Below are 25,666 nucleotides of genomic sequence, written 5' to 3'. Positions count from 1 at the left end.
GCCTTTTTCTCCCGACTTATCAAAAAGCAAATAGCTTGAGCATCGCATATCCGAAGATTGCGATGAACAGCCATCCGAAGGCGCCGAGCGCGAGGGGGCGCCAGCCCTCCGCTTTCAAGTTTCCGATATCCGTATGCAGCCCCATGGCAGCGAGGGCCATGGAGAGAAGAAAGGCAGTCGCTGTCGCGAGCGCCTGGCTGATGCCGGCAGGGATGGGGACGGCACTGTTGAACAGCATCATGCCGACAAACCCCAGCACGAACCATGGCATCGGTATGGCACCCTTTGCGGCGCCCGCCGGACCGGAGCGCATGGCGAGCGCCAGCGTCATGACCAGCGGCGCCAGCATGACGACGCGGGCGAGCTTCGAGATCGTCCCGAACTGGCCAGCGACATCGCCGCCCTGGAAGGCCGCCGCCACCACCTGTGCCACTTCATGGATCGTGGTGCCCGTCCAGAGGCCGAAACCGCGAGCATCGAGGCCAAGAGGGGCGGCCAGCAGAGGATAAACAAGCATCGACAGTGAGCCGAACAGCGTGACGCAGGCAACCGCATAGGCGACGTGTTCCTGCTTTCCGCGAATCACGGTGTTGGCCGCGATGACTGCCGACGCACCGCAGACCGAGGTGCCGGCGGCAATCAGATCGGTCAGCGAGCGGTCGACACCCATCATCCGGCCGGCGATGCGGATCGCGACGAAGGTCGCGGCGAGGGTCAGCGCGACCATCGCAAGACCACCGCCGCCAAGGGACAAGATCTGTGCTGCAGTCACCTGCAGGCCAAGCAGAATGATGCCGAAGCGCAGAATACGCTTCAGCGAAAAGGTGATTCCGGCTTGCGTCGCGGCTGGAACCGTGGCGCCGTTGCGGATCAGTATGCCGATGAGGATCGAGAGAATAAGCGGGCTCAGCGCCATCCATCCGGTCAGATTGCGGATGGCAATCGCCGTCGCGGCGATCGCGGCCGTCAGAACGAGGCCGGGAAGAACAGGGGCGACAGCGGCGAAGCGGAACGAAGAGGCGGAGGAGTGTTCTGCTGCCGGTTGGATCTGCTTCATGATTTTTCCAAAGCGTGAGGCGATGATGGAAAATCATTCTCGATGGAGAAGAAACACAAATCCAATTGATAAGTCTTGTGATACCGTTCTTAAAAATCGAATGGTTTGGCTAGCATGACCCTTGAACAGCTCAGGATATTTCTCGAAGTAGCAGAGCGCGAACACGTCACGCGGGCGGCGGAGGCGTTGAACCTTACCCAATCCGCCGTGAGTGCGGCGGTCTCGGCGCTGGAAGCGCGGCATTCCGTCATCCTGTTCAACCGCGTCGGACGCCGGATCGAGTTGACGGAAGCGGGGCGGCTCTTCGTGCCGGAGGCACGGGCGGTGCTGGAGCGTGCCCGGACGGCAGAGCACATGCTTGCCGATCTCGGAGGTTCGGCTTCGGGGGTGCTGCGCGTTCACGCCAGCCAGACGGTGGCGAGCTACTGGCTGCCGGCGCGGCTCGTCGGTTATCATGAGCGCTTTCCGCGCGTCGACGTGCAGCTGACCGTGGGCAATACGCAGAGCGCTGCGGAAGCAGTGCTCGCTGGAGCGGCCGAGCTTGCGGTGGTGGAAGGCGAAGTCCTGCTGCCCGGCCTCAAGCGTCGCAAGGTGGCAGAAGACCGGCTGGTGCTGGTCGTCGGCCGCCGTCATCCCTGGGCCGACGGGAGAAAGATACGGTCCGGCGATTTCCTTGAGACCAACTGGATCATGCGCGAAAAAGGGTCCGGGACGCGTTCGGCCTTCGAAGCGCTGCTCGTCAATCTCGGCATCGAGCCGCAATCCCTGTCCGTCGTGCTTGAACTGCCGTCGAACGAAGCGGCCATGGCCGCAGCCGAGGCAGGCCTTGCCGCGACCGTGATTTCGAGCCGCGCTGCCCAACCTCATTCTTCTTCCGGCCGACTGCATGTCGCCGATTTTTCAATGCCGGTGCGGCAGTTTTCTGCGCTCCATCACGCCGAACGGCATGCGACGCGGGCGCTGCGGGCCATGCTCGACGTCCTCAGCGAACCGATGGAAGAGGAAAGCATCTAACCGCAAGAACTGGAAGAGCGCGAAGAACCGGAACTCCTTCCTTCTGCAGAACGTTTGCCCGGCAGGACGAACCAAGGGATCGGATATGGCAGAAGACAAGAAAGCTCAAGAAGCGGTGGAGCATGTCGGGAAACCGGGAGACGCGGCAAAACATCCCGCTGCCGGACCGCATGCCAAGCCGCACCTCACCGACAAGGAGAAGACGCCGGGGACCGGCTCGCTGCCCGAGCCGGATGCAAAGGAAGCCGACGCCGGACCGGATTAGGTGCGACGCCGTGCCCCTTGCCCTGATGAGGAGACGCCATTAACACCATGACGCAGCAAATGTGGCGGTGGGCATGGCAGGCGAAACAATCACACTCTATGAAGCGATCGGCGGAGACGCGACGGTGCGTGCTCTGGTCAGGCGCTTCTACGAGCTGATGGACACGCTGCCCGAAGCCGCCCGCTGCCGGGCCGTGCATCCGCCGAGCCTCGAAGGCAGCGAAGCCAAACTGTACGATTATCTGACCGGCTATCTCGGCGGCCCTCCCGTCTACGTGGAGAAATACGGTCATCCAAGGCTGCGCTCGCGCCATTTCGGCGCCGCCATCGGCCCCGAGGAGCGGGACGAATGGATACTCTGTTTCCGTCGGGCGATGGACGAGACCATCGAGAATCCGAAACTGCGCGATATCATCTGGGCGCCGGTCGAACGGCTGGCCTTCCACATGCAGAACAAGGAATAGGCCGTTGAAGGGGCTGGACAAACTGCGACCGTTGATCCTGCTTGTGAGCGGTCTGATGGGCGCTGCGGGGGTGGCTCTGGCAGCGGCTGCCAGCCACGGCGGCGATACTGTTTTCCTGGGCTCGGCCTCGACCATGTGCCTGGCACATGCGCCGGTCCTGCTCGGGCTCTATCTTGGCCACCTGCATTTTCGAACGGCAACGCTTGCCGCTCTGGTGCTCGGGTTGGGCACGATCATCTTCGCCGGCGACCTGGTGTCACGGCACTATCTCGGCGACCGGCTGTTTCCTTTTGCGGCGCCGACCGGCGGCACATTGATGATGCTCGGCTGGCTGGCGGTGGCGGCAGGCACGTTTCTCACCGTAAGACGCGCCTGAACCTTGCCTGATGGCGGCAGAGGAGGTTCTACTGCCTCGCTGGTATGATCGCCTGGATGAGCTGACCCTCGCTTTTGCCGGATTTCGTCGCAATATCGATCAGGGCAAGATCGGCCGCGGCCGCGGAGAAACCCTGTTCATTGAGATGTTTCACCAGATTGTCCGACGTATCCCCCAGCAACGGGGCGACTTGCGACAATGGATTCTTGATGATTTCGCGCGTGAATGCAAACTGGGGCGGGCCGCCGGCCTGCGGTTCGCTGCTCGGCCAGATGAAATAGGCGCTCCCCAATACGGAGACGAGCAGCGCCACGGTCATCGGCAGGTGCCGGAAATAGTTGGTAAACGGCCGCCAGTTCTTCCAAACGTGCAGGACGAAGGGCAAGATAAGCGCCACGCTCAGCCATTCGTGCATTCCGTGAAACCATGCCGTACCGACATGGAAGAAAAGGGCGACGCCGGAGATGAGCGAGACCAGGAAAAGGCCGGTGATAAGCGGGGTCGCGTAGCGGAGAAAGAAGTTTTTCATGTGAGGCACCGTCGTTCGTTTCAACGATATCTGCCCCAGCACTACGCCTTGTTGTAGTTAAATCCCTGTAACTATTGATGCCTGTCAAAAGCCAACACCACTCCCGTCTCCGCAGCGGAAAGGGTCGGCTCGTCACGTCGGCGCGGGGCGACCGGCAACGCCACCACATTGGTCATGTCCGGCGCCGCATTGGCCCGATTTGCCAGCAGCGCATAAAGCTCGGGCACCAGACCGTCGCCATTTTGTTCAGCAAGCTTGTGGAGGCCGATAAAGAGGCTCACGTCACGACGTTCTTCGTTCATCATTGCGTTCCTTCATCGTCTGGAGCGCCCGCTCCAGACTCGATTTCGATCCGTTGCGCAGGGGCACGAAGGCGACGCCGAACTTCTTGCAGCCGGTCTTCACCCTCAGGCATGCATCGTGGCTGATACAGTCGATGGGGCAGAAAACGCAGTCCACCGAGGGCAGCACCGTATCGATGCGCGAAACTGCTTCACGCAAACCCCCGTCGTGGTGAATTAGTTCCGCACCGAAATCGCTGGCAATCTCGCGAAGGTGCGCCACCTGACAATCGCGGCCGCCGACATAAAGGAAACTGCGGACGTCGATCGCGCCGTTGCCGGCGGCGGCCGATGTTCTGGATGCCTTCTCGGCGTCGCTATTGCCGTTCTTGCGCTTCTGCTTCTTTGCCATGACGCTCCCCGTTTGGCCGAGTCTGTGCGGGCGGAACCCCTCGATGGCGCGCACCATAGTAAAGTTGATTTTGTGAGTAAAGATTAAAGTTGATTGATTAAGTCATGATATCGAAGGCCGGCTTACCAGTCGGCTTCGGCAAAAATTTACCGTTTGATAAATTTTTTTGCTGTGGTACCTTTTTCCCAATAGTTGTCCATGAATCCATAAAAGAGGGAACATAAGATGGATCGACTGGGAAACGGTATTGAGGCCGGACGCCTCACGCCGGCGGAATACGAGTCGAATTTCGCCGATCTCCACCCGCGTCTCGACAGTCACGAGGCGCTGGTCGCCGCCGACCGCTGTTATTTCTGCTACGACGCGCCGTGCATGACGGCCTGTCCCACCGCCATCGATATCCCGCTGTTCATCCGGCAGATATCGACGGGCAATCCGATCGGATCAGCCAAGACGATTTTCGACCAGAATATCCTGGGCGGCATGTGCGCCCGCGTCTGTCCCACCGAAACGCTCTGCGAGCAGGTCTGCGTGCGCAACACCGCCGAGGACCGTCCGGTGGAGATCGGCAGGCTGCAGCGCTACGCGACCGATATCGCCATGGAGCAGGGGCGGCAGTTCTATAGCCGAAAAGCATCTACCGGAAAGACCGTCGCAATCGTCGGGGCAGGGCCTGCGGGACTTGCGGCCGCCCACCGCCTTGCCATGCACGGACATTCGGTGGTGATGCTGGAGGCCCGCGAAAAAGCGGGCGGGCTCAACGAATACGGTATCGCCACTTACAAGGCGGTCGACGACTTTGCCCGGCGCGAGGTCGAGTACGTTACGGCGATCGGCGGTATCGAGATCAGGAACGGCGTGGCGCTCGGCCGCGACTTCTCGCTTTCGGATCTGACGGCGAACTATGACGCCGTCTTCCTCGCCATGGGGCTTGCCGGCGTCAATGGGCTCGGCATCGAGGGCGAGGAACTCGAAGGCGTCGAGGATGCCGTCGATTTCATCGCGGCTCTCCGCCAGACAGCCGACAAGGCCACCGTTCCGATCGGACGGCGGGTCGTCGTGCTCGGCGGCGGCATGACCGCGATCGATGCGGCGATCCAGGCAAAGCTGCTCGGCGCCGAAGAAGTGACCATCTGCTATCGGCGCGGCAAGGAGAATATGAATGCGTCCGCCTATGAGCAGGATCTGGCGACCGCCAACGGCGTCATCATCCGCCATGGGCTGGCGCCTAAGGTAATTCTCGGTCAGGACGGCAAGGTGGCCGGTATCGAGGTGGAATATACCGCGATGCGCGACGGCAAGCTCGTCGGTACCGGCGAAACCGGCGTGATTGCCGCCGACCAGATCATGAAGGCGATCGGCCAGAGCTTCCTTGCCTCCGGTCTCGGGGCGCTGCAGATCGAGAGGGGCAAGATCTCGACCGACATCGAAGGCAGGACTTCGATCGAGGGCGTCTGGGCCGGCGGCGACTGCATCGGCCTTGGCGAGGATCTCACCGTTTCGGCCGTGGCGCAGGGGCGCGACGCCGCCGAGAGCATCAACCGTGTCCTGGCCGCCGGGGCGCGGCCGGCGACCGCCGTCGCCTGAGGGGAGATCGAACCATGGCTGATATCCGCAACAACTTCGTCGGCATCAAATCCCCCAATCCGTTCTGGCTGGCTTCCGCGCCGCCGACCGACAAGGCCTATAATGTCGAGCGCGCTTTCAAGGCGGGCTGGGGCGGCGTGGTCTGGAAGACGCTGGGCGAAGAAGGACCGCCGGTCGTCAACGTCAACGGCCCGCGCTACGGCGCGATCTGGGGCGCCGACCGGAGGCTTCTCGGGCTCAACAACATCGAGTTGATCACAGACCGCGACCTCTATACGAACCTGCGCGAAATGAAGCAGGTGAAGATGAACTGGCCGGACCGGGCGCTCATCGCCTCGATCATGGTTCCTTGCGAGGAAAATGCCTGGAAGGCGATCCTGCCGCTTGTCGAAGAGACGGGCGCCGACGGCATCGAACTCAACTTCGGCTGTCCGCACGGCATGTCCGAGCGCGGCATGGGCTCGGCGGTTGGTCAGGTGCCGGAATATATCGAGATGGTGGTGCGCTGGTGCAAGCAGTACACCCGCATGCCTGTCATCACCAAGCTGACGCCCAATATCACCGACATCCGCAAGCCGGCGCGGGCGGCACGAGCCGGCGGCACGGATGCCGTGTCGCTGATCAATACGATCAACTCGATCACCGGGGTCAATCTCGACACCTTCTCGCCTGAACCTTCGATCGACGGCCGCGGCAGCCATGGCGGCTATTGCGGTCCCGCGGTCAAGCCGATCGCGCTGAACATGGTGGCTGAAATCGCTCGCGATCCGGAAACCTACGGGCTGCCGATTTCCGGCATCGGCGGCGTCACGACCTGGCGCGACGCGGCAGAATTTCTGGTACTCGGCGCCGGCAACGTGCAGGTCTGCACGGCCGCGATGACCTACGGGTTCAAGATCGTCCAGGAGATGATCACCGGCCTCTCCGACTGGATGGACTCCAAGGGCCACCGGACGCTCGACGACATTACCGGTCGAGCCGTCCCGAACGTCTCCGACTGGCAATATCTGAACCTCAACTATGTGTCCAAGGCGCATATCGACCAGGATGCCTGCATCAAGTGCGGCCGCTGTCACATCGCGTGCGAGGACACCTCGCACCAGGCGATCACCAACGTCGTCAACGGTATCCGGCATTTCGAGGTGATCGAGGAGGAATGCGTCGGGTGCAATCTCTGCGTCAATGTCTGTCCGGTCCAGAACTGCATCACGATGGTGCCGCTTGCCGCCGGCGATCTCGACAAACGCACCGGCAAGGTGGTCGAGCCGACCTATGCCAACTGGACGACCCATCCCAACAATCCGATGGCGCGGCAGGCCGCGGAATAGGTTTCAATCCAAGAAAGGGCGGCGCGAGCCGCCCTTTTCGTATTCGTTTCTCAACCGCTGCTGATCCCGGCATAGATGCCGATGGTCAAGTATAGCAGCAGCGCCGCGACCGCGACGCCGACGATGAACAGAACAAGGCCTTTGCCGGCGCGGGCCTTTTTCACCTTCTGCCCGTGGCTATCGGCTGACGGCGCCAGTCCTGGTTCGTCCTCGGGTTTCATTCTGCCGCACTCCGTTTCTCAGGGCATTGAACATCGTTTTTTTTCATCAGGTTCCTGGAGTCCTGAAGATTTCGCGCCAATTGCCGAAAAGAGCGGGTCAGTGCTTTCCTGCGCTTCCTCGATGTTGTCCGCCTGATCATCGAGCGCTTTGGCCTGTTCCTCGAGGCGGTCGCTCAGTTTGCGGAGTTCCCGCTCGTCAAGCTTTTCGATGCCGACAAATCCGTTGGCTGCCTTGCTTGTAAGGATGAGTTCATCGAGTTTCGCCTGAACTGCCCTGCCATCCCGGTTCTGCGAGTTCTGCAGAACAAACACCATCAGGAACGTGACGATCGTGGTGGCGGTGTTGACGACGAGCTGCCAGGTTTCGGAGAAGCCGAAGAGAGGCCCGGTCAGCGCCCAGATAATGATGAAAACGACGGCCGAAACAAAAGCGACTGGTTTGCCCGACCATTCGGCAATGGCGCTCGAGAATCGGTCGAATATGTTGTTGCGTCCGCGGGGCGAAGCCATTTTCAATGTTCCAGGTGTCCTCTGCAGCTGCGTTCTGACGCTAGAAAGTTTAAAAGCGCGCCGAAGGTTCCACCGGCCGTTACAATCGAGGGGAATTGCGCCGCTCAAATGCCGGAACGGCCTTGAAGGCTCCGGGCATCGCCACACCTACTGTTTTTCGCCTATGATTTCCCGGACTAGCGGAAGCGAAGTTCTTTAGCGTTTTGTAATGTATTCTGGAATATTCGAGTCGAAGGCGGCTCTGGAGTGATTCTATGAAGGCCTTGGTGATCCGGTCAACGAAGACGACCCCCATTGCCGTCTTGCTCGGGTTCCTGGCCTTTTCCGCTCTGCTTGGGTGGACGGAGTACTCAAATTGGAGGGCCGAGGTCGGACGGGTCGAGATGAGCCTGGAGCAGACCGCGGAGGCAATTGCCCAGCATGCGGACGATGTCATCGAGACCACGCGGCTCCCCCTTGCCAGCCTGATCGCGGTGATTGGCGATGAAGAGGGGCATCCCCATATTGCGGCGAAAATCAAATCGCTGATCACACGCCAGATGAAGGCGTCGCCGACGCTCGACACACTTTCCTATATCGATGCGGAAGGCCGCATGATCGCGACATCGGCTGACCGGCCGCCGGCGGGCGTGCTCTATACGGACCGGGAATATTTCCAGTACCACAAGGCCAAGCCCTTCCCGTTGCCGGTCCTCGGCAAGCCGATCAAGAGCCGCCTGTCGGGGGATTGGGTCTGGCCGATTTCACAGAAGGTCCTGCGGGCCGACGGCTCGTTCGGAGGCGTTGTCGTCTCCACCATTCGCGTCAAGCATTTCATCAATTTCTTCCGAAATTTCCCGGTCGGGAGCGACGGGTCTTTCCTGATGGCGCGCGGCGACGGCATGATTCTCGCTCGCGGTCCGATGGCGGAAAACTTCCTGGGCACCAACATGGCCGCGCACGAACTCTTTGCGCGACACCTGAGAGCGAGAACGGCGGGAGCCTTTCATTACCGATCTCCGGTGGACCAGCAGCAGCGGATCGGCGGCTTCTATCAGAGCGAGCGGACCGGCATCGTCGTTCTCGCCGCGGCCGCGAAGCAGCAGATCCTGCTTGAGTGGATGACACAGGCCAAGCTCCGCTGGATCTATGCCTTGGTTTTGATGGCCATTTCGGTCCTTGCCGCGTCCCATTGGCGCCAGCAGCTCAAGCGGCGCGAGGAAAGCGAGGCCCAGCTTGCGGCGCGCGAAGCCGAATTCAGGTTGCTTGCCGAATCATCGAGCGACGTCATCTCCCGTTTTGATGAGAACGGCATCCGGGAATATGTCTCTCCATCCTCGGCCGCGATCCTGGGCATCGAGGCGGATAGATTGATCGGAAAAAGCGTCTATGCCGGCATGACGGAAGAAGCCGAGGCAACCATTCGGGAGGCTGCAGCGCGGTTGCAGAACGGGTCGACCCACGAGAAATTCCTCATCAAGCATGTGAAGCCGAGCGGCGAGGAGGTGTGGCTCGAGACGGCCCTGAGCAAATTGCCGGAGCAAAACAAAGCGAGCGCGACGAGGGTCGTTGCGATCACTCGCGACGTCACGACACACAAGATCATGCATGATCAACTGGATCAGCTTGCCAGTACCGACGATCTGACGAAGCTCGCCAACCGCCGGTCCTTCAACGTCCGATTTGAAGAGGCAATGAAGCGGGCCCGGCGCGGCAGGACGCCATTGTCCCTGCTGATGATCGATGCCGACCGCTTCAAGCTGTTGAACGACATTTACGGTCATGCCGCCGGCGACGAATGCCTCGCACAGATTGCCGCTGTCGTCAGGAACTGCGTCAAGCGTCCCGGCGACATCGCCGCCCGTTACGGCGGCGAAGAAATGGCGGTGCTGCTGTCGGATGCGGATATCGGCGGGGCGTGGACAGTGGCTGAAAGAATTCGCGTGCAGGTCAGTGCGCTGGCCTTGCCGCATACGGGCAATCCGCCGTTCGGCCACGTCACCGTCAGCATCGGAACGGCCACGCTGCCACCGGAGGCGCCGGGCGACATCACTGCTCAGGCTCTGTTCACGCAGGCCGACGCGGCGCTTTATCGGGCGAAGGAAGCGGGGCGCAATCAGGTCATCAACGCCAACCGGACGTGGTACCAGATCGCGAAGTCGGCCACATGACCGGTATTTCCTACAAGCCCGTTGCTCTTGGCGAATATGTCGCGGATTTGCCGCGTGCATCGACTGTATCGGACATGCGCTTCAACTGTATCGAATGGCGACAAATGTCCCTATCCGATGCTTCGACGCCATGGAAGCGTTCACCGAATAGCGGCTGGTTGCTGTTGATCTTGTGGATCGGGGGATGCGCGATCTAGAACTTCTGTCTATGCTGCGTCAGCATTGTCTGACGATGATTTGCTCGGGACAGGGATTATCGTCGCAGATGCGGCCGGCAGAGGGGAATTTGATGGAGCGCAAGCGAGTCTGGGCTGGCGGAGAGTTATGGAAGCGTTTGCTGCCGGAAGAACCGCCATCATGGAAACGCGGGCTGGCCGTCGCTTTTGCATGCCTGCTCATCGGTTTCGCCATTCGCGCTTTTCTTTCGATATGGCTGACCGGTGCGCCATTTCTTACCTTTTACCCGCTGATCGTGGTGTCTGCAGCCTGGGGAGGCCCGTGGGCCGGCGCCCTGGTGATTGTCGCGGCCGCTTCTTTCGCTTTGGCCGGCGCTACCACCGGTGGCGCCTGGGCGGGCACGATGGCGGCGACCGTCATGTTCGTCGTATTCGGCGGCTTGATGGTCACCATCATCCACGCGCTTCAGCAGGCTATTCAGGCTCAGCAGGCCGCCGAAAGGGAAGCCGAAATCATGGCGCGCGAAATGCGCCATCGCGTTTCGAACATCATGCAGCTCGTTCTGTCCATTGCCCAGCTGACATGGCGCAATACCAAGGAGCCGGAACGCTTTATGCCGCTGTTCGAAGGCCGCCTCTCGGCGCTGTCGCAGTCGCATCGCATTTCTTCCGGCAGCGCCGGCGCGCCGCCCGATCTGCACGCGCTCCTTCGGGTTCTGCTCTCGCCCTATGGTCCCGAGCGGTTTCGCTTCTCCGGACCGAGCGTTCAGCTGCATGAAGCCATTACGCCGCGGATCGGTTTGATCATCCACGAACTCGCCACCAATGCCGCCAAATACGGCGCTCTCTCGGTGCCGGAGGGAATTGTCAGCGTGGAATGGAAGATGCTGCCGCAGCTCGTCGAGATCCACTGGACCGAAAGCAACGGCCCTTCGGTCACCCAGCCCGAGCGCCAGGGGTTCGGGAGCAAGCTCATTCCTGCCGCTCTATCGGGAGGAATGGGCGAGGTGGAGACGGTATTTGCACCCGAAGGCGTGCGAAGCTGTCTGCGCATACATTACGACGAGGCGCCGCCCGAGGCGCGGCTCTCCGCCTGAACGGCGGGTGTGCCTCCGTGTACCGCCGTTGATCGTCAATTGCACGGCGATCCCGAAAGCGAAGCCGCGTTTCGGGATCGCCAGCCCCAAATGACCTATTTCGAAAGCCCGAAGAACTCTCTTTTGTGTTCAACCGACAGAAGCCGCAGCCGCGCAAGGTTCCTCAGAATATTGACAGGCCGCTTCAGAGCGCTCCTGTTCAGGAAATACATCTCGATAAGACTGGGCGCCTTGCTGTGCGATCCCTTGTGCGCGACGCGATAGACCGCACCCGGGAATGGCAGTGATTTCAATGGTGTTCCGCGCGCAGCCAAAGCTGGCGCTATGCGGACATGGCTGCCGAGCATATCCTTGATCCATTCGAGGGAAGCATCTTCTGCGCTCGGCGGCAGCCCGTAGAGATCCGAGCGGATGATCAGCGATGTTCCGCAATAGTGGCTGAACTGGTCCCGACCCAACAAAAGACTGCCGCCGTCGTCCCAGATATAGCCCTTGTCGATCGTCCAGCCGTTCTCGTTATGATGCTGCGACACATACTCGACAATCCGGGCGCTTACAAAATCGTCGTCGTCGACGATCATGAAGAAACGGCTGTCTCTGGCATCGAGCATGCCTGCAAGCACGCGCCGGCCCTTGTCGGCGCGGAAGGAATCGAGAAATTCTTCCTGGGTCGCATTGCCGCGATCATGGATGTCGTTCGGCGGAAAATCCACCCAGGTCACCGAGAATTTGTCCGGCAGCGCGGGAAGATCAGCGCCTCTGTTGGCGACGATCACTCCTCGCCAGTCAGGGCTGGTTTGATTGGAAATCGAGGCGACGGTCTGCGTCAGATTTTTCTTCAGCAGGCCCCAGTCGCGCGCATTTTTCTGGTGCCTCACGGGGATGATGAACGTTACTACGGTCATGACGGCCTCCGGTCGTTGTCTTTGGGCTGGGTCACGCTGCGACACCCGCCTGTTCCCTTGCCCATCGGATGCCGTCGTCGAGCGAGGTTGCCTTGTAAGAGAGATCCGTGCCTCCCGAAAAAGCATTCATGAAGCGCCGGATCTTGCCGTAATTGTTGTCGAGTACGGCATGGCGGCGTCCGATCAGGAGAGAGCAGATATGCACGTGCAGGCGGTCGGTCACGATAGCCTTGCCGCGGGAGATCTGCCGGATACCGCGCTGGAAGCGGTTGTTGGCCGCGGCATCCAGTTTGCGCAGCCGTACTTCCGAGGGACTGAGATGCAGCAGTGCGGATGCCGCGCCGAGCGCCTTTGCGACGCGCACCTTCGAACGGTTCTCGGTAATCCAGTCTTCCTTCGGGATGTCGGGATAGGCGGAAAAATCGACCGTCCCGACCTGTTCCTTATCCTGGCGGAGCATTGCAAGGACGGGGAATTGCGGCGTGTCGGGCTCTATACTGCCGATGCAAAATGCCATGTCCGGGCACAGATGCACCTGGCAATCGAAATTTTCCTTGGCGAACTGAAACGACTCCTCGTCCCGCACCAAGAGCACGAAGTTGCCGTGCCTGCCGATCGCGCGCTTGCTCTGCTCCAGCCGTTCCGGAGACTTGTAGTGAATCGACTGCGGAAACTGGACGATCTGCCGGTTCGGAAACAGCTCCATCACCCGCTCCCGGAAATCCTGGTGGAAGACCCAAACGTCGCCGAAATTGCCGCCCCCGTGAATGAAGATCGGACCGCTTGGGGCCGCGCTCTTGAGTTCGTCCGGTGAAAAATCGTCGGTCGTGCAGACGTAGGAGGGCCGCTTTGCGTAGCGATCCTTCAAATAAGCCATTTCCCCCAGCCAGATCGCGGAATCTCCGCAGTTCTTGATGTCGGGAAAATCCAGTATCGCCAAAGGTTCATCGGGCTTGACGAATTGCTTCAGGCAATCGTGCGTTCTGTTCTGGAGCCTGGTGATGAGTTCGGATTGCTGTACCGCGGGCATCGTACCTCTCTTTCGAAAGTTGTAATTAAACAGGCCTCTGATCAGGCGTGGCTGACTTTGGAAATCACCTTGGAGGCGATTCTTCGTATTTCGGTCTCGGGACCGTTTGGACGGTCCATGACCAGCCAAAGAAGGATACTGGAGGTGCAATAGAGAACGCCTCCAAGGCAAATGAGGATGGCGAGCTGCAGAGCCAGCGCCGTCGAGGTGGTCTCAACCCCCATCTGGCGGTGAGCAAGCAAGACGCCTGCCGCCATGATGGCCGAGCTCGCGAGCGCCCGGAAATTCGCCCACAGTTGTGCCGTCACCGGAACATTGATGAAGCGTTTGACGATGATCATGTTGACGAAAGCGCTGAAGAGACCGGTGAGCACCCGGCTGACGATCAGCCCCGGCAGGCCCCAGAAGACTAGGCCGACGGTGATCACTGGAACCCGCACCAGAAGCATCTGGGTATCGCGGATGAACAGGGTGCGGGTGTGGCCGAGAGCCATGCCGAGCGGCTGGTTGAGCGAGCCCAGCGTCTGCAGGGCGTAAACGGACGAGAGCGCTTGGATGATGAAGATGACGGGAAGCCACTTTTCTCCGAGAACGAGCCGGACGAGGGGGTCGGCAACGACCGCCATTCCTATGCCGGCAGGCAAGGCAACGGCCGTCAGCAGCGCCTGCGCCCGCTGATAGGCTGCCGCCAGACGATGGGGGTCGTGGCGGACATTGGCGAAACCGGGATAGATGGTCGCCGTCAGCGGCGCCGTCGCCTCGCGCGTCGGCGTCATGGCGAGCTGGCCGCCGAGCGAATAATAGCCGAGCGCGGAGCCGTCCAGCAGCTTGCCGATGAGCAGGTAGTCGAAACGCCAATTGAGCGTATTGACGATCTGCCCGGCGGTAATCCAGAGGGAAAACGAAAAGAACTCCCGCATATGGGAGAAGGTGAGGCGGGGGCGGAAGGGCATCACAAGGTATGACGTCAGGACGTTCGTCGCCTGCATGACCAGAGTGCCGACCACAAGCGCCCAGTAGCTGTGGTAGATGACGGCTATGGCGACGGTCGCGACGAATCCGGCAACTTTCTGGGCGACATTCAGTACGAATTCTTGCCAGAAGATCAGCTCCCGCTGGAGCATGATCCTGCGCGGATTGGCAAGCCCGTTGATCAGCAGGCTGAGGCTGAGCGCGAGCAGGACCCCGAACAGGCGCGGCTCCTCGTAAAGGACGGAGGCCGGATAGGCGAATGCGGCGAAGAGAAGGCACAATATCAGGCCGCGGGTCGCAGCCAATGTCCATGCGGCGCTGAAATGGGATTCTCCGGGATCTTCGTGCCGGATCAGCGCTTCGCCGAGGGAAAGCTCGGTAACCGTCGTGACGATGGCGAGCATGGTTGTCGCAAGCGCCACCACGCCAAAATCCGAAGGCAATAGATACCAGGCCAGGATAATGGTGCTGAGGGTCGACAATCCATTGACGATGACCCTCGAGAGGGTGACCCAGAGACTTCCCGTCACCAACCGATCAGCGATGCTCATGGCAGGCCCCTTCGATGCAATGTCGGGCATGGCTCATCCGGAACCGCCGCAGGCCGACAGCTACGCGAGGCGGCCATAAGCGGTCGACGTCGCTCGCGCCAAGCGAAAGCTTTTCCGGGTGAGCCGCGTCCGAAAGACACGGGTTGCCTATTGGGCACTACGCTCATTGAGCCCCCTATCTGCACTCTCCTCCCTGATGGAATTGCCACGACTTCCGTGACTGACGACGACCGCCCCCTCCGGCGGGTGATATAGCGGAGCCCAAAGCCACGGCCAGAGGTCCTTCATCAACTACTTGGCTGCGAATAATGTTGGTTTTGTGGAAGGCCGCGGGCAAGTGCGGAGGCGGTGTGGCGCGGCTGCGGTCCGAATGGCGGGATGACGACGTTCCGTCACGCTGCGTCGGTTCAGCGAGGCCATGTCTTTAGAGGCGCCCGAGCCGCCTCGGTTCAGAGCGATTGGCACGCTATGATTTGGCCGTGCATAAGCTATGTCGGTATTGGCGGCGGGCGACCTGGATCCGGGCCTTGCGCTTTAACAGAATGCCGCCGGTCAAGATCCCACATGCCCCCTGTGGCGGGATATCTTTTCGCGATTTCCGCAAATCCGCATGTTGCACCAGCGGCGCTTCCCGCCTCGCGACGTGTCTATGAACAGCCATCCACATCGTGGGCATGCATGCAGCCTTGTGCGCGGCAGCGTAAAGAATGCCTCGATCGACAGGCAGGCGAGGAATGCGGTCACAAGGGCCGGATCTTGCCATTGATTGGAGGCCAAAGCGGGCCTTTCCGCCTTCCACCCGACCGGCTGGGCTCCGAGGCCCTGCGCTGCGCCTGAGAACAAAAGGCCAAGCGGCTGCGCGGGTATCTCCTCATCCGAGGTGATCGCGTCGAAGACCTCGTACGACGATTCCCGTATCTCACGAACGCTGTCGAGGAAATTCCGATCCCATATCTCGGCGACCGCTGCTGCTCCACGCTCGTCTGCCAGGCCCGCCGCAAGGAGCCACGTCCCGACGTCCCGGCAGGACTTAAAAAGTTCATTGTCCGGCGGTGGCGCGCGCCGGTCATAGACCGCGTTCGAAAGGTCCAGAGCGGGGTGACCGCCTATGAAGTGCTCCGGCACCCAGGCCGTGTGATCGCTCGACAGGGAACGTAACCTCTTAAAGCTAGTTATACGGTTACAACCACGTAACCGTATAAATCAAATTATCAGGTTTCAACGACAACGGCAAACTCAGGAGCGAATCATGCAAACCCAGTCTGACAAAATTGCCCGGCGCCGATTGGGTCTATCCGGGGGAGGCGAGCTCGCCTACGTCACGGCGGGCGATCCCTCCTACCCCGGACTATTGCTGCTGCACGGTTATGCAAGCTCATCGGCCACGTTCCGTGACGTGATCCTTCCGCTGTCGCGCGCCGCCCATGTGATCGCGCCCGATCTGCCCGGATACGGGGAATCCGATCCGCTTCCCGCGCCGTCGTTTGCAGCGCTCAGCGACGCCATCGGCGAGCTGTTGCGCCATCTCGCGGTGGGGCAGCGTTTCATCTACCTGCATGATTGGGGTGCGCCTGTCGGATTGTCGATCGCCATGCAATCGCCTGAGCTGGTGGAAGGCCTCATCATTCAGAACGCCAATGCGCACCGGAGCGGATTTGCGCCGCAATGGGAGGCGACATTCGCGTACTGGTCCGATCCAACCCCGGAAAACAAGGCCAGGGCGACCACGTTTCTCACCTATGAAGGCACGCGCGACCAGTATACGCGCGACGTGCCGGCAGAGGTCGTCGCCAAAATCAAGGGCGAGCCCTGGGTCGAGGATTGGAGGGTGCTGAACCTGCCCGGCCGCATGGAGATGCAGCGCACCCTGCTTGCGGACTACGGCAAATACGTCGCCCGCTTCGATGCGATCGGCGCGTATCTCAAGCAGTGGCAGCCGCCGGCGCTGATGATCTGGGGCCGCCATGACGCCTTTTTCGACATCGCCGAAACGCTCTCCTGGATACAGGACCTTCCACGCATGGAAGCGCACATCCTCGACGGCGGACACTTTCTCCTCGAAACTCACCCCGAGCCGGCAGCAGCCTTCATGACGGGGTTCATCAAGCAAACACGAGAGAGAAGCGCAACCCGCCTCAGGGATTAACGCCTACCGCGCCGCGACCGTATCACGGCATCCCGGTCGGTGCTCATCCTAGTGCTTCGGCCTCGCCCGACGAACTCACTTCGATGGCCATGCTGTTCGACAACCGGGCCAAGTCCTCCGAAATGGCAGTTGCTGCCGATCTGAGAACAGGAACATAGCGCTCACGGGGCTCCTGGTTCGAATCAAATGCGGACTTGAAATAGGTGAGGCCGAGGCTCGCGAGAACTCTTCCATCCTTGGCGATGATCGGAACGGCGATTGTATCGGAGTTTCGTGGTTCGACAGTCGAGGAACGGGTCGCATAACCGTTCTTCCGCACTTGCCTGAGCACGCGCAGAAGTTCATCGCGATGATGGCTTAGTGCATTCTCCGGGTTCTCCGACTTCTGCAAAATATCGATCATGACGTCGCGATCTTCAGAATCGAGAAAGGCTAGATAAGCAAGGCCCAACCCGCGCGTGAGCATGCACAGGCGCTTGTTCACCGTGCTGTGGAACGGCGAAACAAGGCTGTCTGGAACCGTGCTGAAGCGGATGATCATTCCGTCATAGTCAGGCAAGGCGATGGCGACCGGCCACTTGTGCTTGCGAGTGATTGCGATCGCCCAGGCTCGGCCAGCCTCCACGACCAGCGGCCCCTTGTGGAAGCCGGAGCTCAGCGATGTAACCAGAGCGCTCACCTGATAACCACCCTGACGCGTGTCGTTCTCGACATAGCCGGCCTCCTCGAGTGTTCGAAGGATGCGTACAAGGGTCGGCTTGGGCAGTTTCGTGCGGGCATGGAGCTGCGCGATCGTGTTGATCGGCTGCTGATTCAATTCCTGGAGCACGTTCATTGCGCGCTCGATGGCTCGAATGGTCATGGGTCCTCCTCCCAGACATCCTGCGGGTATATTTCGGCTCGCGAAACGCTGACGACGATAGGTTGTCGGTGAACCAAGTCAAGCTTTAAGGCTTCCTTAGATACGCAGAGGAGGGTTTCATGGCGACAGCAGATGATTCGAAACGCAATCGCGAGGAAGTGCGCAAGCTGATAGCGGGCGTTGACGAGGCGCTGGCGGCCAGCCTCTTACGCGGCGCACTGGATCTCCACGTGCATTCGGGTCCTTCGACAATGCCGCGGCAGCTAGATCACTTGCAAGCGGCCGAAGAAGCGGCGGCAGCCGGAATGCGCGGCCTGCTGTTCAAGGACCACCATTACTCCGTAGCGCCCTTCATTCCCCTGATGGAGCGAGTTCTCGGGGATCGAGGCCTTGCCATGTATAGCGGCCTCGTGCTCAACAATTCGACAGGGGGCTTCAACCCATTCGTCGTGGACGCTCAGTTGAAGATGGGCGCAAAGCTCATCTGGATGCCGACGGCGCAGGCTGCCAATCATATCAGAAGCGCCCACCGGAAGGTTCGGCTGGCTTCAAACGTGGAATTGAGGAGCTCGCCGGCACTGAGCGTGGTCGATGGCTACGGCAACATCCTGGACGAGGTGAAGCAGATCCTCGACATGATCGCCGAATTTGATGCCATTCTGTCGTCCGGTCATTTGCATGTCTGGGAGATCTGGCGACTGTTTGAGGAGGCGAAGAAGCGAGGAGTCAAGCGCCTGCTCATAAATCACCCGATGTACGGCCTGCACTTCACCTATGACGATATCCGCGACCTGGCAGCTATGGGCGCACTGGTCGAACAGTCCGCCGGCATGTATGTCGACAGCCGCTTCAACGTATACAGCCCGCAGGAGCTAAAGGAGCACATCTTGGCTGCCGGCGTCGCTCGCTCCTCGATCGGCTCCGACCTCGGGCAGGTGGACAATCCGACGCCTGTCGAAGGCATGAGGCAGGCCATCAAGCTCTGCCTCGCACTCGGTTTCACTGAGGTCGAGGTGCGGACCATGGTGGCCGACAATCCTGCGCGTCTGGTCGGCCTGTCCGATTGACACGACAGCGGATACGAGCCGGTGAAAGTTGTTGAGATCGAAAGGCCGGGTGGTCCGGAGGTTCTCCGGATTGTCGAACGGCAACGGCCCCGTCCCGGTCCCGGCGAGGTGCTGATCCGGGTGGTCGCGGCAGGCGTCAATCGGCCGGATGTCCAACAGCGGCGCGGGCTTTATCCGCCACCGCCAGGCGCGTCCGATATCCCTGGTCTCGATGCTGCGGGCTTCGTCGAAGAGGTTGGTGCGGGCGTGAAGACGCTGAGGGTCGGGGCTCCAGTCTGCGCATTGGTCAATGGCGGGGGATATGCGCAATATTGCTTGGCGCCGGCGGTCCAATGCATGCCAATTCCGCGTGGGCTCAACTTTATTGAAGGTGCTTCGCTTCCGGAGGTATTCTTCACCGCCTGGAACAACCTGATCTGGCTGGCGCATCTTGCCGATGGAGAAACGCTACTGATCCAGGGAGGTGCAAGCGGCGTCGGGATGGCCGGAATCCAGATCGCTCGGCATTTGCGGCAAGCGACAGTTTTTGCAACGGCAGGCAGCCCGGAGAAGCGCGACGTCTGTCTGTCTGTCGGTGCAAAAGTAGCAGTCGACTACAGGGGAGCCTGGGACGACGAAATTCGCAAACATACCGGCGGCGCGGGCGTCGACGTCATCCTGGATGGACAGGCAGGTCCGAAGACTCAGCGGCAGCTTGACCTGCTCAAGATGGATGGGCGCCTGGTCTTCATTGCAAGCCACGAGGGCGAAACGGCAGAGGTCAATGTAAGGTCGCTGGTTCGCCGCCGCCTGACTATCGCGGGCTCAACCCTGAGGCCTCGAACAGCGGATTACAAAGGTCGGCTGGCGCGCGAGCTTGTCGCGCAGGTCTGGCCGCTGATTGAGGATGGGCGCATCAAGACGCACATTCACCAGGCTGTACAGTTTCATCAGGTGGAGGACGCTCACGCCATTCTCGACGAGAACCGGCAGATCGGCAAAGTCGTGCTGGTCCTCGATCCGGCGATTGCGACCACTGTGCCCGGACCAATGCAGCCATTCTAGAAAGCGAGAGACAAAGATGACCGATCAACGACCGAGCTTCACCATGTTCCGTGAGCGTCTTCTTGCCCGTGAGCGGATGCTGGGAACCTTCCTGAAGCTGCCGACGACCCAGGTGGTCGAAATGCTCGGGCCGCTTGGCTACGATTTCGTCGTCATCGACCAGGAGCACGCGCCGCTGGATCGCGGCATCACCGATCTGATGATCCTTGCGGCCCGCGCATCCAACATCGCGCCTCTGGTCCGCATTGCCGAATTCAGTGCCGCGACCATCCTTTCGGCGCTGGACTGCGGAGCCATGGGAATCATGGTTCCGCATGTCAATTCGGTCGAAAAAGCTGAGGCTGTTGCCCAAAGCTGCCGTTATGCGGGGGGCACTCGGGGCTTTGCCGGCCTGACGCGCGCCAGCACCTGGGGCAGTGTCGCCGGCGCGCAGCACATGAAGGCGCAGGACAGGCAGGTTGCCTGCATCGTCATGATCGAAGATCAGGATGCGATCGAGCACGCGGAAGCAATCGCCCGAGTCGATGGAGTGGATGCGCTATTCATCGGTCGGGGCGATCTCACCGCTTCGTTCGGGAACGATCCGGATGCCGGCAGCAAGGTTGCGGAGATCAGCAGGAAAGTCGCTGCCGCAGCCCGAGAGGCCGGCGTTCCGCTCTTGATGTTGCCGACGACCAGAGACGATTTTGAATTTGCGAAAGGTCTCGGGGCAAGCGCCTTGTTGCTCTCAAGCGATCATGGCTTCATCCGCTCCGCCGCGGCCAAGACGATCAAAGACTTCTCAGACTGATTCAGCGTTTAACAAATGAGCATTCGATCGGAGAGAGATGTGACTGCAATCGATATCCCCATGGCCACGGTACCCGAAGTGGCCGTTGTCACAGGAGGAAGCAGCGGTATCGGCAAGGCTACAGCAGCCCGCCTGGCGGAGCTGGGTTCAACCGTCGTCGTCGGCTACAACAGCCGGGCGGATGCCGCCAACGACGTGGTAGGCAGCCTCAAAGGAACGGGCCACATCGCCATGCGCATCTCGATCGATGATCCCGCATCAATCGCCGACGCTGCTGCTGCCGTAGGCGACCGATTTGGGAAGATCGATACGCTCGTCAACTGCGGTGGTGCGACGACGCCGGTTCCCGCCGCTGACCTAGAGGGTCTTACAGACGACATATTCGACCGCACGGTTATGCTTAACCTCCGCGGCCCATTCGCAGTGATCCGTGCGTTTCGGCCGCTGCTGGAACAGGGCGACAACGCTTCCATCGTTAATCTTTCCTCGATTGCTGCGCGCACGGGGATCGGAAGCAGCCTCGCCTATCTTGCGGCAAAGGGTGGGCTTGATTCACTGACGATTGCGCTTGCCAAGGTGCTGGCGCCGAAAGTGAGGGTGTTTTCGGTATCGCCTGCAGGTGTCGACACCGATTTCGTGCCCAACCGCAGCCGCGAGCAGCTCGAAAAGGTCGCAGAAAAACTGCCGCTGGGGCGGGTGACGACACCCGACGACGTGGCGCGCGCGGTGATTGCCTGTATCGTTAACCTGACGAGTTCCACCGGGATCATTGTGCCGGTGGATGAAGGCCGGCATCTATAAGGAGCGTTTCGAGCCAGTGCCAGGGCCGTCAGGCGAAACGCCGAGGAGATTACGTTGCCACCGGCGCCCGGTCCTGTACTGCTCTCAAACTCCGAGTCTTCTGGGGAGGATGCCGATGAAGATCAGTCGAGATAGTATATTAGGGCTTTTTTTTGCAGTGACCGGCTGTGTCGTGCTGGGGATTGCAGTCCAGTATCCATTCGGCACGGCAGGCCGCATGGGGCCAGGCTTTTTTCCCGTCATCGTATCAGGCCTTCTTGTCGCGACCGGTATCGGCGTTCTTGTCCGGTCGGTTTCCGGATCAGTTGAAGTCTTGTCTGCGATCAACTGGAAGGCGCTAATCATGGTGCCTGCAGCGATCGTTGTCTTCGGTTTAGCGATCGAGCCGCTTGGCTTCCTGCCAGCCGTGCTGCTGCTCCTCGTCCTATGCGCCGTGACGAGCGTCAAGTTTCACATTGAGTTGAAGTCGGCAGTCGGAGCGCTGGCCTTCACCGGACTGTGTACCGTGCTCTTCATCGAACTGATCGGGTTGCCGATTCCGGTGCTCGGCACCTGGCTACACGAATAGGACTTGTGGTTCCAACATGGATATCTTCAACGGACTTCTGCTGGGCTTCTCGACTGCCACGACGTTTAGTAATTTTCTCTATTGCTTCCTTGGGGTTTTGCTCGGCACGACTGTCGGCGTGTTGCCCGGACTGGGGCCGGTCGCGACAATCTCCATGCTTCTGCCCTTCACTTTCGGACTTCCCGTCGATACTGCACTGATCATGCTGGCCGGCATTTTCTATGGATCGCAATATGGCGGGTCGACAACCGCGATCCTGATGAACCTTCCGGGCGAGGCTTCCTCGGTCGTAACCACGCTTGATGGCCATGCAATGGCCAAACAGGGCAAGGCGGGCCGTGCTCTTGCAGCAGCGGCGATCGGCAGCTTCTTCGCCGGCACTGTGGGCACGCTTTTCATCGTGGTCTCGGCGCCGTTGCTTGCCAGTTTTGCTCTGACTTTCGGCCCGGCGGAATATTTCTCCTTGATCGTGCTTGGGTTGATCACGTCGATGGTGCTGGCCAGCGGGTCGATGCTCACTGCTTTGGGTATGGCCCTGTTCGGCGTCATGCTGGGGATGATCGGAACAGACGTTAATTCGGGCGCTGCGCGTTTTACCTTCGGCACACCGAACCTGCTCGACGGGTTGAACTTCGTGGTGGTCGCGACGGGCATCTTCGGCCTAGGCGATGTCCTTGCTAATCTCGAGGACGAACGCAGCCGGCCGGCCAGCGTCGCGACCGTCAGCAGTCTCTTCCCGACCCGCGAGGACTGGAAACGCATCATAGCGCCGGTGCTTCGCGGTACTGGGATTGGCGTCCTGCTCGGCGTCCTGCCCGGAGCGGGGGTTCTCCTTGCGTCCTTCTCGGCCTACGCGCTGGAAAAGAAGGTTTCGCGTCGTCCCGACGAGTTCGGCAAGGGAGCGATCGAAGGTGTGGCTGCACCCGAAGCGGCCAACAACGCGGCGGCTCAGACATGTTTCATCCCGATGCTGACGCTCGGTCTGCCCGGCACGGCAACCATGGCGCTGATGATCGGGGCCTTGGTGGTGCAGGGTGTGCAGCCAGGACCGGAAATCTTGACACAGCAACCGGCACTCTTCTGGGGCCTCGTGGTGTCCATGTGGCTTGGCAACCTGATGTTGCTGTTCTTGAATCTCCCGCTCGTCGGCTTGTGGGCCAAACTGATTTCGGTGCCGTATCACTACCTGTTCCCGATGATTTGTGTCTTCGTGGCGATCGGCGTCTACAGCATCAACAACAGCGTGTTTGACGTTTACATGATGGCCCTGTTCGGGGTGCTGGGATATTTCTTCAGGAAGGTCGGCGCAGAACCCGCGCCGCTCATCCTCGCGATGATCCTCGGTCCGATGGCCGAGGAATATCTGCGCCGGGCGCTGCTGATCTCGCATGGCGACGCCAGCGTCTTCTTCACCAGTCCGCTCAGCCTTGGGACCCTCATTGTTGCAGCGTTGCTGCTTCTATCGATCATATCTCCACGTTTTCGCAAAGTACGCGAGGAAGGGCTGCAGGAGGCAGACTAAAAGTCGTCGGCTTCCTGCACCTTCGCACGATCGGCATTCAACACATCAGGAAACGCTATGCCACAAGACCTCGACGCTCGCTTGCGTGCACATCTCGACCGGGAGGAAATCTTTGACCTTGTCAGGCGCGAGCGCTTTGCACGCGACCAGCGCCGTTTCGACGTGATGGCCGAATGTTTTCATCGCGACGCCTATGTCCGCACGAGTTGGTATGACGGCCATGGCGGTGATGTCTATGTGGAGGCGACGCGGAAATGGATGGGTGATACCGGCAACAGCAAGCACTGGGTATTTCCGGCCTTTGCCCAAATAGCGGAAGACCGGGCGACGGTGGAAAGCCCGGCGATGATCTTCAATCGCGCGCGGCTTGGGGATGTTGAGGTAGATTTTCATGTGTTCTGCCGCTTCTTCTCCCGCGTAATCAGGGAGGGCGGTGTGTGGAAACTCCTGTCCTTCCACGTTTTCTTCGAGCGCGACGTGATGAAGCCGGTTAACCCGTCCGAAACGCTTCCGATCGACTGGAGGCAGCTCAACATGATGCGGCCCTCCTACAAGTTCCTCACCTATATCCAGACTGTAAGGGGAGTGAAGGTCAATCCCGACCTGCTTGGCGACGACCGGCCGGATGAACTTGCGGCCTTCCACGCAAGTGAGGAGGTTTGGTTGGCCGGGGGCGAGTAGGAAGGGTTCCTGGTTGTCTGGGCCATTCCATAGAGCGAAACAACGGAAGCCAGATGTTCGAAAGGTGACCGGGTTGTTTTAGTTTAACACTCAAGAGTGGGAGGAAGAACAATGAAGAGACGCGAATTCATGGTGCTCAGCGGCACTGCATCCTTGTTGGCCGCAAGCGGAACCGCATGGTCAGCGAGCAAGTGGCCGAGTAAATCCGGTGTGGTAATATCGGCGTACCCCCCAGGTGGCACGAGTGACATCATCACCCGCCTAGTGGCGGATGCCTTGACCGCCAAGTTCGGCCAGCAGTTCGTCGTGGAGAACTACGCCGGCGCGGCGGGGGCGTTAGCCGGCGGCAAGCTCGCTCGCGCGGCGCCTGACGGTTACACGATCATGGTAAGCGGCAGCGCGCCGATCGCGGCAAACAAGGTCGTGCAGAAGAACCTTGCTTACGATCCTCAGGTGGATTTCACTCCGATTTCGATCGTCGCCGAGAGCCCCGCGCTACTGACTGCGAGTGCTTCTGCCCCAGCGAAGTCGCTTCAGGAGCTCGTTGCTTACGCCAAGGCGAACCCCGGCAAAGTAAATATCGGCAATCCCGGCGCCGGTACGAAGGGACATATCGCAGCGGCGATCATAGGGCAGATGGCAGGGGTCGAAATCAACCACATCCCCTATAAGGGGTCACCGCCGCTGCTGACGGATCTGCTTGGCGGCCATATCCATTTCGCTCTCGATGCCCCCTCGAACTATCTGCCGCATATCCGTGACGCCAAGATTCGCGGGCTTGCTGTGACATCTCTCAAGCGTGCCAGTGAGATGCCGGATGTGCCCACGGTCGCTGAACAAGGGTTCAAGGATTACAACCAGACTTTGTGGTTCGGTGCCGTCGGTCCGAAGGGCATGCCTGCCGAAATCGTCGACGCGCTCCATGGCGCTATCAAGGAATGGACGGACATGCCGGCGACACAGGAAAAGCTGAAATCGCTTGGCCTCACTCCGATTGCCAATACTCCGGACGAAATGCGAGCCGCAATCGACAAAGAAATCGAATCCATCCGGCCACTTGTAGACGCTGGTCTCGTGCAGCCGACCTGATTCTGATCAACATCCAAAGCTGGATGACAAGAAGCCCCGGAGAAACAGGCTGTGTGGAAACGATTGGCAAATCAGTTAAGATGGCCACCTCGGGATCGGGGTGGCCATTTTCATGGGATATATTTTCGGTTTGGATCGGGAGCAGGCATCGCTTTTGCCAGCTCGGATTGAG

General features: G+C 60.3%; 28 protein-coding genes. 17 read left to right on the top strand and 11 right to left on the bottom strand.

What is annotated here, in order from left to right:
* Positions 1-19: 19 nt before the first annotated feature.
* Positions 20-1,057, bottom strand: coding sequence for a YeiH family protein (locus tag C5L12_RS15500; protein ID WP_105372950.1), 1,038 nt, complete (start codon positions 1,055-1,057; stop codon positions 20-22).
* A gap of 114 nt (positions 1,058-1,171) precedes the next feature.
* Here C5L12_RS15500 and C5L12_RS15495 point away from each other — a divergent pair, with 114 nt between their 5' ends.
* The 4 genes from C5L12_RS15495 to C5L12_RS15480 all read left to right on the top strand — a co-directional run bounded on the left by C5L12_RS15495 (position 1,172) and on the right by C5L12_RS15480 (position 3,175).
* Positions 1,172-2,071, top strand: coding sequence for a LysR family transcriptional regulator (locus C5L12_RS15495; protein WP_105372949.1), 900 nt, complete (start codon positions 1,172-1,174; stop codon positions 2,069-2,071).
* 85 nt (positions 2,072-2,156) lie between these two features.
* Positions 2,157-2,336: a hypothetical protein gene (locus C5L12_RS15490; protein WP_105372948.1), complete on the top strand. Its 180-nt coding sequence runs from the start codon at positions 2,157-2,159 to the stop codon at positions 2,334-2,336.
* Between the two features lie 73 nt (positions 2,337-2,409).
* A complete protein-coding gene (locus C5L12_RS15485) occupies positions 2,410-2,799 on the top strand; it encodes a group II truncated hemoglobin (protein ID WP_105372947.1) in 390 nt (129 codons plus the stop codon).
* Positions 2,800-2,854: 55 nt separating this feature from the next.
* On the top strand, positions 2,855-3,175 hold the full coding sequence (locus tag C5L12_RS15480) for a DUF423 domain-containing protein (RefSeq protein ID WP_105373064.1): 321 nt from the start codon (positions 2,855-2,857) through the stop codon (positions 3,173-3,175).
* A 28-nt stretch (positions 3,176-3,203) separates the two neighbouring features.
* On the opposite strand, the gene C5L12_RS15475 is transcribed toward C5L12_RS15480, so the two are convergent.
* From C5L12_RS15475 to C5L12_RS15465, 3 genes are all read right to left on the bottom strand, one after another.
* Positions 3,204-3,704, bottom strand: coding sequence for a DUF4405 domain-containing protein (locus tag C5L12_RS15475; protein ID WP_105372946.1), 501 nt, complete (start codon positions 3,702-3,704; stop codon positions 3,204-3,206).
* A gap of 71 nt (positions 3,705-3,775) precedes the next feature.
* A complete protein-coding gene (locus C5L12_RS15470; protein ID WP_105373063.1) occupies positions 3,776-4,006 on the bottom strand; it encodes a hypothetical protein in 231 nt (76 codons plus the stop codon).
* Positions 3,987-4,397 (bottom strand): DUF2325 domain-containing protein, encoded by a 411-nt coding sequence (locus C5L12_RS15465; protein WP_105372945.1) that lies wholly within the window; start codon positions 4,395-4,397, stop codon positions 3,987-3,989. The genes C5L12_RS15470 and C5L12_RS15465 overlap by 20 nt, the downstream gene beginning before the upstream one ends.
* Positions 4,398-4,622: 225 nt before the next feature.
* On the opposite strand from C5L12_RS15465, the gene C5L12_RS15460 reads away from it, so the two are divergent.
* Together C5L12_RS15460 and preA are read left to right on the top strand one after the other, a co-directional pair.
* The gene (locus tag C5L12_RS15460) at positions 4,623-5,984 is read left to right on the top strand and encodes an NAD(P)-dependent oxidoreductase (RefSeq protein WP_105372944.1); all 1,362 of its coding nucleotides are present in this window, start codon (positions 4,623-4,625) and stop codon (positions 5,982-5,984) included.
* A gap of 14 nt (positions 5,985-5,998) precedes the next feature.
* Complete coding sequence (preA, locus tag C5L12_RS15455; protein WP_105372943.1) at positions 5,999-7,312, top strand: NAD-dependent dihydropyrimidine dehydrogenase subunit PreA; 1,314 nt, start codon at positions 5,999-6,001, stop codon at positions 7,310-7,312.
* 50 nt (positions 7,313-7,362) lie between these two features.
* On the opposite strand, the gene C5L12_RS28420 is transcribed toward preA, so the two are convergent.
* Positions 7,363-7,533 (bottom strand): hypothetical protein, encoded by a 171-nt coding sequence (locus C5L12_RS28420; RefSeq protein ID WP_165924113.1) that lies wholly within the window; start codon positions 7,531-7,533, stop codon positions 7,363-7,365.
* An 18-nt stretch (positions 7,534-7,551) separates the two neighbouring features.
* Entirely contained in the window at positions 7,552-8,043 is a 492-nt protein-coding gene (locus C5L12_RS15450) for a low affinity iron permease family protein (protein WP_105372942.1), read from the bottom strand.
* 383 nt (positions 8,044-8,426) lie between these two features.
* On the opposite strand from C5L12_RS15450, the gene C5L12_RS15445 reads away from it, so the two are divergent.
* Both C5L12_RS15445 and C5L12_RS15435 read left to right on the top strand, forming a co-directional pair.
* Complete coding sequence (locus C5L12_RS15445; RefSeq protein WP_170109101.1) at positions 8,427-10,193, top strand: sensor domain-containing diguanylate cyclase; 1,767 nt, start codon at positions 8,427-8,429, stop codon at positions 10,191-10,193.
* 289 nt (positions 10,194-10,482) lie between these two features.
* Positions 10,483-11,466 (top strand): sensor histidine kinase, encoded by a 984-nt coding sequence (locus C5L12_RS15435; protein WP_157949058.1) that lies wholly within the window; start codon positions 10,483-10,485, stop codon positions 11,464-11,466.
* A 95-nt stretch (positions 11,467-11,561) separates the two neighbouring features.
* Here C5L12_RS15435 and C5L12_RS15430 read toward each other — a convergent pair whose 3' ends face one another.
* The 4 genes from C5L12_RS15430 to C5L12_RS15415 form a co-directional block, all read right to left on the bottom strand.
* Entirely contained in the window at positions 11,562-12,371 is an 810-nt protein-coding gene (locus tag C5L12_RS15430; RefSeq protein WP_105372938.1) for a galactosyl transferase, read from the bottom strand.
* Between the two features lie 31 nt (positions 12,372-12,402).
* Entirely contained in the window at positions 12,403-13,401 is a 999-nt protein-coding gene (locus C5L12_RS15425) for a polysaccharide pyruvyl transferase family protein (RefSeq protein WP_105372937.1), read from the bottom strand.
* A gap of 41 nt (positions 13,402-13,442) precedes the next feature.
* Positions 13,443-14,924 carry a lipopolysaccharide biosynthesis protein gene (locus C5L12_RS15420; RefSeq protein WP_105373062.1) on the bottom strand — a complete coding sequence of 494 codons (1,482 nt, stop codon included), beginning with the start codon at positions 14,922-14,924 and terminating at the stop codon, positions 13,443-13,445.
* Positions 14,925-15,476: 552 nt separating this feature from the next.
* Complete coding sequence (locus C5L12_RS15415) at positions 15,477-16,049, bottom strand: CGNR zinc finger domain-containing protein (protein ID WP_105372936.1); 573 nt, start codon at positions 16,047-16,049, stop codon at positions 15,477-15,479.
* A gap of 124 nt (positions 16,050-16,173) precedes the next feature.
* On the opposite strand from C5L12_RS15415, the gene C5L12_RS15410 reads away from it, so the two are divergent.
* Positions 16,174-17,070, top strand: coding sequence for an alpha/beta fold hydrolase (locus C5L12_RS15410; protein WP_105372935.1), 897 nt, complete (start codon positions 16,174-16,176; stop codon positions 17,068-17,070).
* 43 nt (positions 17,071-17,113) lie between these two features.
* Here C5L12_RS15410 and C5L12_RS15405 read toward each other — a convergent pair whose 3' ends face one another.
* The gene (locus C5L12_RS15405; protein WP_105372934.1) at positions 17,114-17,932 is read right to left on the bottom strand and encodes a helix-turn-helix domain-containing protein; all 819 of its coding nucleotides are present in this window, start codon (positions 17,930-17,932) and stop codon (positions 17,114-17,116) included.
* Positions 17,933-18,051: 119 nt separating this feature from the next.
* Here C5L12_RS15405 and C5L12_RS15400 point away from each other — a divergent pair, with 119 nt between their 5' ends.
* The 8 genes from C5L12_RS15400 (at position 18,052) to C5L12_RS15365 (ending at position 25,494) form a co-directional block, all read left to right on the top strand.
* A complete protein-coding gene (locus C5L12_RS15400) occupies positions 18,052-18,999 on the top strand; it encodes a DUF6282 family protein (protein WP_105372933.1) in 948 nt (315 codons plus the stop codon).
* A 21-nt stretch (positions 19,000-19,020) separates the two neighbouring features.
* Positions 19,021-20,043, top strand: coding sequence for an NAD(P)H-quinone oxidoreductase (locus C5L12_RS15395; protein WP_105372932.1), 1,023 nt, complete (start codon positions 19,021-19,023; stop codon positions 20,041-20,043).
* 16 nt (positions 20,044-20,059) lie between these two features.
* Positions 20,060-20,833, top strand: coding sequence for an HpcH/HpaI aldolase family protein (locus C5L12_RS15390; protein WP_245422923.1), 774 nt, complete (start codon positions 20,060-20,062; stop codon positions 20,831-20,833).
* A gap of 39 nt (positions 20,834-20,872) precedes the next feature.
* Positions 20,873-21,634, top strand: coding sequence for an SDR family NAD(P)-dependent oxidoreductase (locus C5L12_RS15385; protein ID WP_245422922.1), 762 nt, complete (start codon positions 20,873-20,875; stop codon positions 21,632-21,634).
* 115 nt (positions 21,635-21,749) lie between these two features.
* Positions 21,750-22,202 (top strand): tripartite tricarboxylate transporter TctB family protein, encoded by a 453-nt coding sequence (locus C5L12_RS15380; RefSeq protein ID WP_157949057.1) that lies wholly within the window; start codon positions 21,750-21,752, stop codon positions 22,200-22,202.
* 16 nt (positions 22,203-22,218) lie between these two features.
* A complete protein-coding gene (locus C5L12_RS15375; RefSeq protein ID WP_105372929.1) occupies positions 22,219-23,724 on the top strand; it encodes a tripartite tricarboxylate transporter permease in 1,506 nt (501 codons plus the stop codon).
* Between the two features lie 57 nt (positions 23,725-23,781).
* Entirely contained in the window at positions 23,782-24,405 is a 624-nt protein-coding gene (locus tag C5L12_RS15370) for a nuclear transport factor 2 family protein (RefSeq protein WP_105372928.1), read from the top strand.
* A gap of 111 nt (positions 24,406-24,516) precedes the next feature.
* Entirely contained in the window at positions 24,517-25,494 is a 978-nt protein-coding gene (locus C5L12_RS15365) for a Bug family tripartite tricarboxylate transporter substrate binding protein (RefSeq protein WP_105372927.1), read from the top strand.
* The last annotated feature ends 172 nt before the right edge of the window (positions 25,495-25,666 follow it).

The sequence above is a fragment of the Neorhizobium huautlense genome, from assembly GCF_002968575.1.
In the GTDB taxonomy this organism is placed as follows: domain Bacteria; phylum Pseudomonadota; class Alphaproteobacteria; order Rhizobiales; family Rhizobiaceae; genus Neorhizobium; species Neorhizobium huautlense.
Note: the sequence above shows the minus strand (reverse complement) of the source record. Positions and strands in the feature narration are given on the sequence as shown.